The 9,830-nt window shown below is 66.6% G+C and carries 9 protein-coding genes and 1 pseudogene; 2 read left to right on the top strand and 8 right to left on the bottom strand.

Annotated elements, in window-relative coordinates:
- Both ACO2SS_RS25735 and ACO2SS_RS25730 read left to right on the top strand, forming a co-directional pair.
- A partial coding sequence (locus ACO2SS_RS25735) for a carboxymuconolactone decarboxylase family protein (RefSeq protein ID WP_423280713.1) occupies positions 1-400 on the top strand: 400 nt, incomplete at its 5' end.
- A 279-nt stretch (positions 401-679) separates the two neighbouring features.
- Positions 680-1,249, top strand: a pseudogene (locus tag ACO2SS_RS25730) (transposase); the annotation flags it as partial.
- Between the two features lie 177 nt (positions 1,250-1,426).
- Here ACO2SS_RS25730 and ACO2SS_RS25725 read toward each other — a convergent pair.
- The 8 genes from ACO2SS_RS25725 to ACO2SS_RS25690 are packed head-to-tail and all read right to left on the bottom strand — an operon-like array spanning position 1,427 to position 9,825.
- Positions 1,427-2,134: an ABC transporter ATP-binding protein gene (locus tag ACO2SS_RS25725; RefSeq protein ID WP_423280712.1), complete on the bottom strand. Its 708-nt coding sequence runs from the start codon at positions 2,132-2,134 to the stop codon at positions 1,427-1,429.
- Positions 2,131-3,873 (bottom strand): ABC transporter permease subunit, encoded by a 1,743-nt coding sequence (locus ACO2SS_RS25720; RefSeq protein WP_423280711.1) that lies wholly within the window; start codon positions 3,871-3,873, stop codon positions 2,131-2,133. The genes ACO2SS_RS25725 and ACO2SS_RS25720 overlap by 4 nt, the downstream gene beginning before the upstream one ends.
- Positions 3,874-3,883: 10 nt before the next feature.
- Positions 3,884-4,780 carry a branched-chain amino acid ABC transporter permease gene (locus ACO2SS_RS25715; RefSeq protein ID WP_423280710.1) on the bottom strand — a complete coding sequence of 299 codons (897 nt, stop codon included), beginning with the start codon at positions 4,778-4,780 and terminating at the stop codon, positions 3,884-3,886.
- 36 nt (positions 4,781-4,816) lie between these two features.
- The gene (locus ACO2SS_RS25710) at positions 4,817-5,953 is read right to left on the bottom strand and encodes an ABC transporter substrate-binding protein (protein WP_423280709.1); all 1,137 of its coding nucleotides are present in this window, start codon (positions 5,951-5,953) and stop codon (positions 4,817-4,819) included.
- Positions 5,954-5,989: 36 nt separating this feature from the next.
- Entirely contained in the window at positions 5,990-6,784 is a 795-nt protein-coding gene (locus tag ACO2SS_RS25705; protein WP_423280708.1) for an enoyl-CoA hydratase/isomerase family protein, read from the bottom strand.
- Positions 6,781-7,119 carry a Zn-ribbon domain-containing OB-fold protein gene (locus ACO2SS_RS25700; RefSeq protein ID WP_423280707.1) on the bottom strand — a complete coding sequence of 113 codons (339 nt, stop codon included), beginning with the start codon at positions 7,117-7,119 and terminating at the stop codon, positions 6,781-6,783. Before ACO2SS_RS25700 ends, ACO2SS_RS25705 begins: the two co-directional genes overlap by 4 nt.
- Positions 7,112-8,275 (bottom strand): thiolase C-terminal domain-containing protein, encoded by a 1,164-nt coding sequence (locus ACO2SS_RS25695; protein WP_423280706.1) that lies wholly within the window; start codon positions 8,273-8,275, stop codon positions 7,112-7,114. The genes ACO2SS_RS25700 and ACO2SS_RS25695 overlap by 8 nt, the downstream gene beginning before the upstream one ends.
- On the bottom strand, positions 8,272-9,825 hold the full coding sequence (locus tag ACO2SS_RS25690; RefSeq protein ID WP_423280705.1) for an acyl-CoA synthetase: 1,554 nt from the start codon (positions 9,823-9,825) through the stop codon (positions 8,272-8,274). Before ACO2SS_RS25690 ends, ACO2SS_RS25695 begins: the two co-directional genes overlap by 4 nt.
- Positions 9,826-9,830 lie beyond the last annotated feature (5 nt).

Below are 9,830 nucleotides of genomic sequence, written 5' to 3'. Positions count from 1 at the left end.
TGAGGCGGGGAGCGATACTTTGACCAGCAGGCGTGAGACTGGGCGGGCTATCATGAGAGAGGTGCTCGGGGACGAGTACTTCGAGCGCCGCGAGGCGACTACCAGCGCGTTCAACATGCCGGTACGCATCTTCTCGGAGGAGGCGTGTTTCGGAGATGTCTGGACGAGACCTGGCCTCGATCGCAGCACGCGGTCTCTCATACTGATAGCCGTTATGACGGCTATGGGAAAACCTACTGAGCTACGCGCTCATGTTCGGTCTGCGATCAACAACGGTTGCACTGTCCAGGAGATCCAGGAAGTGCTCTACCAATGCACAATCTATTGTGGTCTGCCGGCTGGCATCGAGGGTTTCCGGACAGCCGAGGAAACGCTCCGTGAGTTGGGTAAGGTGGACTAAGAGGAGCGCGATGCTATCACGCCTATAATGGACTGCGAGTACCGCAGCTCCGCCGCGGACAACCGTTCAACTCGGCGGGTAGAGCCATCCCCATGCCACGTCCGGCTTTAAGGTCCGCTACCTGCTTCTCGGAAAGAGCCTTGAGGGGGCGACCCTGCAAGCCGGCGTAGGGCGGGGACGCAGGGTTGGGGCACGGCTGGTAGCGCAAAAAGAAGTGACCTGACCCCCGTTTTTCCCGCCAGTTGAGGGTAGAGTCCGGCACCCTGGAAGGACCGGACGATGAAGCGATCGAGGTTCACGGACGAGCAGGTCATCGCCATTCTGCGCGAGCAGGAGGCGGGCGGGACCACCGCCGACCTCTGTCGTCGGCACGGTATCAGCACCGCCACGTTCTATGCCTGGAAGGCCAAGTACGCTGGTCTGGACGTCTCTGAAGCCCGGCGCCTCAAGACGCTGGAGGACGAGAACACCAAGCTTAGAAGCGGGCCGCGGTCGCCCATTTCAGAACAGGGTTCGAGATGAGCGAGCGGCGGGCGTGCATCCTCATCGGAGCGGACCGCGCGATGATCCCAATCCTGCCGTCCGGCCGAGGCGCCGCTGCGCGAGCGCCTGCGGGCGCTGGCCGGCGAGCGCCGCCGGTTCGGCTACCGACGCCTGCACGTGCTGCTGCGTCGAGAGGGCTTGGTCCGGAACCGCAAGAAGACCGAGCGCCTCTACCGTGAGGAGGGTCTCTCGGTGCGCCAGCGCCGCGGCCGCAAGCGGGCGACCGGCACGCGGGTACACCGAGCGGTCAGCAGCCCAGAAACCGACTTCTTCAACGATATCCGCCAGAAGTGGACGTTAGGTTTTTGCCTGAAAGCGGACGGGAGCGAAACGGATGCTTGCGCGCCGGGCGTGTATCCGAAAGCCCTTGGCGCTGGAGCCCGAGAGTCCCAATCCCCGGCCGGGCGTGACTACGCGTTTGGCCATCCTCAGCGGCTTGATACGACGCCGACTCAGGCGCTCGACGAAATTCGACACGTTTGATCAGGTGAGATAGCTCTCGACCACTGCGCGATCTCCGCGAACCTCGCTTGCCGGGCCAGAGATCACGATGCGGCCGCGTTGGAGCACATAGGCATCGTCCGCGACGTCCAGTGCCAGCATGGCGAGCTGCTCGACGAGGAGGACGGCGAGTCCTTCGTCGGCGAGGCGGCGAAGCGCGTCTAGGATGAGCCTGACGATCTGTGGCGCGAGTCCGAGGGACGGCTCGTCCAGCATCAGCAGCTTCGGGCGCATCATCAGGCCGCGGCTCACGGCGAGCATCTGCTGTTCGCCACCGGACAGGTTGCCCCCGAGAATGCCCTGGCGCGCCCGCAGGACGGGGAAGCGCTCGAATTCGCGCTCGATCCCGGCCTCCAGATCCTCGGCCGCCACGCCGCCGACCCGTTCTGCGCCAATCTCGAGGTTTTCGCGCACTGTGAGGGTCGGCACGATCTGCCGACCCTGGGGCACATGGACGAGACCGCTTCGCGCCAGGACATGCGCCGCCTGGCCTTCCGTCGGCTTCCCGTCGAACCTGATGCTGCCGGAAATGGGCCGCACCAGTCCGGAAATGGTACGCAGGAGCGTCGTCTTTCCGGCCCCGTTCGCACCCACAAGGGCGACGAGCTTGCCCGCGGGGGCGGCAAGCGACACGTCGTGCAGCACCTGGACCGGCCCGAAGCCAGCCGACAAGCTCTCGACCTCGATCACGCGGCCGCGGCCTCCGTCCCCAGATAAGCCTTCAGGACCGCGGGATCGCGCTGGATCACGGCAGGGGTGCCGGACGCGATCGGGTTGCCGAAGTCCACCACCGTCACGGAATCACTGAGATCCATGACGAATTCCATGTTGTGCTCGACGATCAGCACGGCGACGCCGGCATCGCGCAGCCGGCGGACGATCTGGCCGATGCCGCGCGCCTCGACGGGGTTCAGGCCCGCGACCGGCTCGTCGAGGAGAAGGATTTTCGGCCGTTGCGCGATCGCCCGGGCCAATTCGAGAAGCTTGCGGTGGCCATAGGCCAGGTCGGCGGGCCGGTGATGGGCATAGGCGCGCAGGCCGAGCAGCTCCAGGATCGCCATCGCCTCGGCACGCTCGGCGGCCTCGTGCTTCCGCCCGAGCAGCCAGCGGCCGAAATCCGCCACGGCCCCGTCACGAGCGCGCATCCCGAGCATGACGTTGGAGAGCACATCCACGGAGCCGATGAGCTGGAGGTTCTGGAAGGTGCGCACCAGCCCGAGCTGCGCTCGCTCGTGGGCGGCGAGGGACGTCACGTCGCAACCGCCCATGACGATCCGGCCGGCGCTCGGGCGGTACAGACCGGCGACGACGTTGATGAAAGTCGACTTGCCGGCGCCGTTCGGTCCGATCAGCGCCGTGATGCTGCCGGGCCGGACGGCGAGGCTGACGCCCTGGAGCGCGGTGACGCCGGCATAGCTCTTCGACAGGCCCTCGACGACGAGGTCCGAGCGGGAATCCGGCTCGAGCGCGAAGGTGGTGGCAGGCTCCATCGGTGCCGCCTTCCGGGCGGCCCGCCCGAAGAGCTTTCGCACGAGGCCGATCGCGCCCTCGGGGAACAGGAGAAGGACACCGAGCAGGATGCCGCCATAGATGATCTGCCCAACATCGTGCACGGCGGCGATCACCTCCGTCAGGGCGAGCAGGATCGCGGTACCGAACAGCGGTCCGTAGCTCCGGCCGAGGCCGCCGATCACGGCCGCGATCAGGAGCCCGATCGTGAGGCGGATGTGGAACGCATCGCTGCTGACGAAACCGTCCTGGTGGGCGAAAAGCGCGCCCGCGAGGCCGGCCAGCATGGCGCTCGCCGCGAAGACGAGCGTCCGCCAGACGGGAACGTTCAGCCCGATCGTCTGCGCGAAGGCTTCGCTCTCCTTGATGGCTCTGAGCCGTCGGCCGGCGGCGGAGTCGAACAGGTAGTCGCTGCCGATCTGAACGAGGAGCAGAAGGCCGGCCGCGGTCCAGAAAAAGTAGGTCGGGCCCATGGCGAAATTGCCGAAATCGAGCTGCGGCACGCCCATCAGGCCCATCGTGCCGCCGGTCAGCCCGACCCAGCGCTGGGCGAGAATCTCCACGATGAAGCCGAAGGCGAGTGTCGCCATGGCGAGGTAAAGCCCGCGCGTACGGAGCGCGATCATTCCGACCGCGAGGCCCATCACCAGCGTCAGGAGAAGGCCGGCAGCCATCGTGAGATAGAGCGGCAGCCCGTAGGTCGTGGCGAGGATCGCGGTCCCGTAGCAGCCGAGGGCATAGAAGCCGCCATGCCCGAGCGACATCTGGCCCGATAGGCCGAGCAGGATGTTCAGGCCGATCACCGCGATCGCCGTATAGGCGAAGATCTGCCCCAGATGGATGTAGAAGGTGTTGGGAACGATGCCGGGCAGCACCGCGATCAGGATCGCGGCGAGCGCGTAGCCGAGGAGACGTGCCACTCCGGTCACCTCAGCGGACGTCCGCGGCGCGCTGGCTGAACAGCCCGGCCGGCTTGAATGCGAGAAGGGCCAGCACTGCGATCAGCGGATAGAGATCGCCGAAATCACTGTCCCAGTAGTTCGAGAACGCCTCGGCGACGCCGAACAGGATGCCGCCGGCCAAAATCCCGACCGGGTTGGCGAAGCCGCCGATCGACGCGACCGCGAGCGCCTTGATGGTGAAGACGAGGCCCATACGGGGGTTCACGGAAACGAGCGGCCCGACCAGGAAGCCGGAGATTCCGGCGAGCAGCGCCGCGAGCACGAAGACGAGGATCACGGTCGCGCGCACGTTCACGCCGAGGAGCGCGGCGGCATCCTGATTGAACGCGACCGCATAGATCGCCTTGCCCCAGCGGCTGCGGAACAGGAAGACGTAGAAGAGCGCCACGATCGCGAAGGCGGCGACGATGATGGCGATCTCCTCCACGAAGATCCCCACTCCCGCGACCTGGACGACGACGTCGCGGGCCTGGGAGAAGATGGGTGGCGCATATTGGGCCGACTTCCCCCAGTACAGCTCGACGACGTTCTGAAGGATCAGCGCGACGCCGGCCGTCGTGAGCACCCAGGCATAGCCGCCGGTCTGGTCGCCTCCGCGATCGAGCGGCCGGATGGCGATCCGCTCGAGCAGGTAGCCGAGGATGCTCATGGCGACGAGCACCGCCACGAGCACCACAGGGGCGGGAACCCCCGCGAGCATGAGCCCCATCGACACGAAAGCGCCCACCATCAGGAAGTCGCCTTGGCCGAAATTGAGCCGGTGCGTCGCCAAGTGCGCGATGAACAGCCCCTTCGCCGTGAGCGTGTAGATCGCGCCCATGGCGACGCCGCTTACGAGCAACTGAAGAGCGTTGGTCAATGACATGGCAGGCCGGCTCGGTGAGGGGGCTGAGCGGGTCGCTTAGGGCTCGAGCCGGACGACCTGGCCGCCCTTCCACACACCCAGGAAGACGTGCTCCTTGTCGAGACACTCGTGATCTGTGGGGGAGTAGGGCTTGGAGGGCGTCGCCGAGATCGCCTCGATGCCGTCGATGGTTTCGAGCGCGTCGCGGATGGCTTTCGGGTCGCTCTTGCCGACCTTGTCGACGGCCTTGAAGACGATCTGGCCGGCATCGTAGCCGAGGGCCACGAGAACGGGCCAGCGGTAGTCGGCACCGTATTCCTTGCGCATGCGCTCGTCGAAGGCCTTGGCTTTCGGATCGGCAAGATCGAGTGCCTGGCCCATCACGGTGCCCTCGATAGCCTCACGTCCGACGATCTGCTCCACCTTGAGCGAGGAGAGGCCCCAGTTGCCGGCGATGACCGGCCGGTAGTTCAGCCGCGCCATCGGGCGATAGACGAGCTCGAAGGACTCGTGGAAGTTGAGAACGAGCTCGGCGCCGGCATCGCGCATCTTGATCATCTGCGGGGTGAGGTCGTTGACGCCGGGCGCCGCCGCCTCGATCGCGACGAGCTCCTTGCCGCGCGCCTTGAGACCGGCCTCGATCTCCTTCGCGGAAACGCTGCCGTAGCCGGTGGTCGAGTGAACGAGCCCGATCTTGCCGAACTTCTTCACCCCCCAGTCGAGGATCGCCTCGATCTGGAATTTTTCCACCATCGAGCACCGGAAGATGAAGCTGGGCTTCTGGTCGATGAACTGCGTCGTGATGTTGGTGGCGATAGACGGGCCGGCGACAAGCGGGACGCCGGCACGCTGCAGGATCGGCGCGAAGGCGAGGACGTTTCCGCTGCTGACGGTACCGACCACGATCGGCACGCGGTCGTTCTGCACGAGACGCTGGACGACCGAGACTGCGCGCTGGGGGTTCGCCTCGTCGTCGTAGACCACGAGCTCGATCTTCGTCTTGCCGCCCTTAGCCTGATAATCCTTCAGGGCCGCCTTGAGGCCCTGAAGATAGGAATCGCCGAAATCGGTGATGGCCGGCGGGCCGCTCAGGCCTTCGACCACCCCGACCTTCACCGTCTCCTGCGCCAGGGCCGAGCCGGCCACGGCGAATGCCGCGACGGCAAGCGCGACCTTGCAAGTGCTGCGAACCATCCTATTCCCTCCCGTTGTTCGTTGTATGTGTGATTGTCAGCGGCCCTTGAACTGCGCGTCCCGCTTCTCGCGGAACGCCGTCGTTCCTTCGCGGATGTCCTCTGTTCCGCCGAGATCGTAGAAGGATCGGGATTCGAGCCGAAGGGCCTCATCAAGCGCCATGCCGACCGAGCGCCGCATGACGTCCTTTGCGAAGCGTTGAGGCAGCGGCGCCCGGCTGGCGAGGCGCGCTGCGTAGTCCATGCTCTTCTCGAGCAACTGGTCGGCTGGGTGGATCCGGTTCACGAGACCGATGCGATAAGCGTGCTCGGCGTCGACGCGGTCGCCGGACAGCACGATCTCCATCGCATGGCCGAGGCCCACGATCTGCGGCAGGCGAATGAGGCCGCCATCGCAGGCGTGGAAGCCCCACTTCACGTCCTGAAGGGCGAACTCGGCGTTCGGCGAGCAGAAGCGGATGTCGCAGGCGAGCGCGAGCTCGAAGCCGCCGGAGATCGCAAAGCCGTTCACGGCCGCGACGATCGGCTTGCCAATGTCGAAGTTGCGGGTGATGCCGCCGAAGCCGGGCCCGTCCGTATAGCGCTGGCGGAACTCGGGGGCAGGGCGGTTCGCGAAGTCGATCGTGTAGGTCTTCAGGTCGGCGCCGGCGCAGAACGCCTTGTCGCCGGCACCCGTTATCACGGCCACGCGCGCGGCGTCGTCGGCATCGAAGCGGCGCCAGGCGTCGACGAGCGCGTCGTTTGCCGCGAAGTCGAGCGAGTTCATCCGCTCGGCACGGTTGATCCGGATCAGCGCGACCGGCCCGTGCTGCTCGTACTGAATGTCGCTCAAACTCTTGTCTCCTCGAACATGTAGGCGCCGCTCTCCAGCGCCACCGCCGCGACCGGCGACCCGACCTTCAGCCTCTCGAGGTCGCCGCGCAGGCGACCCGTGACCCGCACTCCCGCGTCGAGATCCACGACCGCGATCGTGTAGGGCGCCTGCCCCTTGAAGCGCGTCGGAGCACGGCGGATCGTGGTCCACGAGACCAGCGAGCCGCTCCCCGCGACCTTGCAGGGATCGAGCTCCGCCGAATGGCAGGCCGCGCAGAGCTCGCGCGGCCCGGGGTCGAGCGTCCCGCAGGCCCGGCAGCGGAGCCCTTCGAACTCGATGGGTGCCTCAGGCATCCAGCCGCTCCAGGATGTTCACGGTGCAGGCCACGCCGGTACCGCCGAGATTGTGCGTGAGGCCGATACGGGCGTCGCGGACTTGGTTCGGGTGGGTGCCACGGAGCTGCAGGACGCTTTCGTAGATCTGCCCGATGCCGGTGGCCCCGACCGGGTGGCCCTTCGATAGGAGGCCGCCGCTCGGGTTGATCGGACGGTCGCCGCCGACCCGCGTCCGGCCCTCCGCGGCATAGGCAGCCCCATGTCCGCGCGGAATGAGGCCGAGATCCTCGCTGTCCAGGATCTCCGCGACCGAGAAGCAGTCGTGCAGCTCGACGAAGTCGACATCGGAGGCCGTGAGGCCGGCCTGCCGATACGCCTCCTGCGCGGCCGCGACGGTGGCATCGAACGTGCAGAGATCCGCGTGGCCGGCGATCCGCGCGCTGCCCCGTGTCTGGGCGGAGGCCCTGACCCTGACGGGAGGCGCGGCGATCGCGCCGCGGCGGTCGCCTGCCACGAGCAGCACAGCGGCGGCACCGTCGCTGGTCGGGCAGCAATCGAAGAGCCGCAGCGGGTCGCAAATCAGCGGCGATTGCGCGATCTGATCCGCCCCGATGGTCGCGCCCATCTGCGCGAGGGGGTTGAGCAGGCCGTTGGCCTTGTTCTTCGTCACGACCGCCGAAACCTGTTCCCGCGTCGTGCCGTAGCGCTCGGCATGGATGTGCCAAGCGAGGCCGAACAGGCCGGGAAAGGTCAGTCCGCTGACCCCGTCGCTCCGGTTGTCCATGGCGCAGTTCAGCGCCGCGGTGGTCGTCGCCGTGTCCGCATGGGTCATCTTCTCGACCCCTACGGCCAGGGCCGCGTCGCAGAGCCCGGAGGCGACGGCCAGATAGGCGTGCCGGAACGCGATGCCGCCTGACGCACAGGCGCCTTCGACCTTGGTGCAGGGGATCTGGCCGAGCCCGAGCCCGTCCGCCACGAGCCCGGCCAGAACCTCCTGACCAGTCAGCGGTCCGGAGACGAAATTGCCGAGATAGAGCGCTTCGATCTCGCCGCGATCGAGCCCGCTTTCGAGGATCGCGGCATTGGCGGCGCGCACGGCAAGCGCCTGGATCTCGCTGTCGGGATGCTTGCCGAAGGTCGTGGAACCGATCCCGGCGATCAGGACGTCTCTCATGGCGTGCTCTCCTGCGCGAGACGCTGGCGCAGATCGGTCTTGAGGACCTTGCCGTAGTTGTTCTTCGGCAGCCGATCGATGAAGCGATAATGCTTCGGCCGCTTGAAGCGCGCGATGTTGTCGAGGCAGAGCTGATCGAGCTCGCTCTCGGTGACGGTGACGCCGTCTCTTGCAACGACGAAGGCAACGACCTCCTCGCCCCAATCCGGATGCGGCCGGCCTACGACGGATGCCTCGAGGAGGCCGGCATGGCGCAGCAGCACTTCCTCGATCTCGCGCGGGTAGATGTTCGTTCCCCCGCTGATGATCATGTCCTTCGAGCGGTCGCGGAGTGTCAGGTAGCCCCGCTCGTCGAGGCTGCCGAGATCGCCCGTATGAAGCCAGCCGCCCCGCAGAGCCGCCGCGGATGCCTCGGGATTCCCCCAATAGCCTGACATCATGCAGTCGCTCTGGGTGATGACCTCGCCCACCTCGCCGGGAGGCAGTTCGCGATCGTCCTCGTCGACCACGCGCACCCGTACGCCGGTTCTCGGCAAGCCACAGGAGGCAAGGCGCTGCTGAAGCGGGGGGCCCTCTTTCGACACATGCCCGGCCTGGTCGAGGCCGGTGATCGTCATCGGGGATTCGCCCTGTCCGTAGATCTGGTACAGGCGCGGCCCGAAGATCTCGACCGCCCTTTCCAGATCCGCGACATACATCGGCCCGCCGCCATAATAGATGGTCCGGATCCGCGACGGGTCGATACCGGCGACGACAGGGCTGTTCACGAGGCGGGTCAGCATGGTCGGCGCCGCGAACATCGTCATCTTGTCGTACTTGGTGAGCATGTCGGCGATCGCTTCGACATCGAAGCCGGGTAGCACCACGTTCTGGGCTCCCTTCAGGAAGAAGGGGAGGCTGTAGAGGCCCGATGCGTGCGACAGCGGCGCGGTGTGAAGCTTCACGTCGGCGGGCGTGAGCGTGTCGATATCCGCGAGGTAGCGCAGGCTCATGGCGAGCAGGTTGCGATGGCTCAGCATCGCGCCCTTGGGACGCCCCGTCGTTCCGCTCGTGTAGAAGATCCAGGCGAGGTCGTCCTGTCCGACCTCGACGGGCGCGATCGGCTCGCCCTTCAGCAGCCTTGCATGGTCTTCCGTGCCGGCGCAGATCACGCGGCAGGACGAGCCCAGGCTGAGAGAAGCTCCGCCTTCGGCAAGCCCCTGCGTCGTGAAGAGGATCCGCGCACCGCAATCGCCCGCGATGTGTTCGACTTCCCGCTCGTGCAGCTTGGCGTTCGTCGGGACGGCACAGAGGCCGGCCGCCCAGCAGGCGTAGAGGACCTCCAGAAACTCCGAACAGTTCTCCATCCACAGCACGACGCGATCGCCGGGTCGGAGCCCCGACCGCTGCAGCCCGCCCGCGAGGGTGCAGACCCGTTTGGTGAAGGCGTCATAGGACCAGGTCCGATCGCCTTCGGTCACGGCTGGGCGCTCCGGCTGGAGCCGGGATATCGACACGAGCGCCTGCGCGAGGGACATCGTTTCCTGCCTGCCTACTCTCGAGTAGGTCATCTTTT

This window comes from Enterovirga sp. CN4-39 (assembly GCF_049446235.1).
Taxonomy (GTDB): Bacteria; Pseudomonadota; Alphaproteobacteria; order Rhizobiales; family Beijerinckiaceae; genus Enterovirga.
This window is presented reverse-complemented; position numbering and strand designations above follow the sequence as displayed.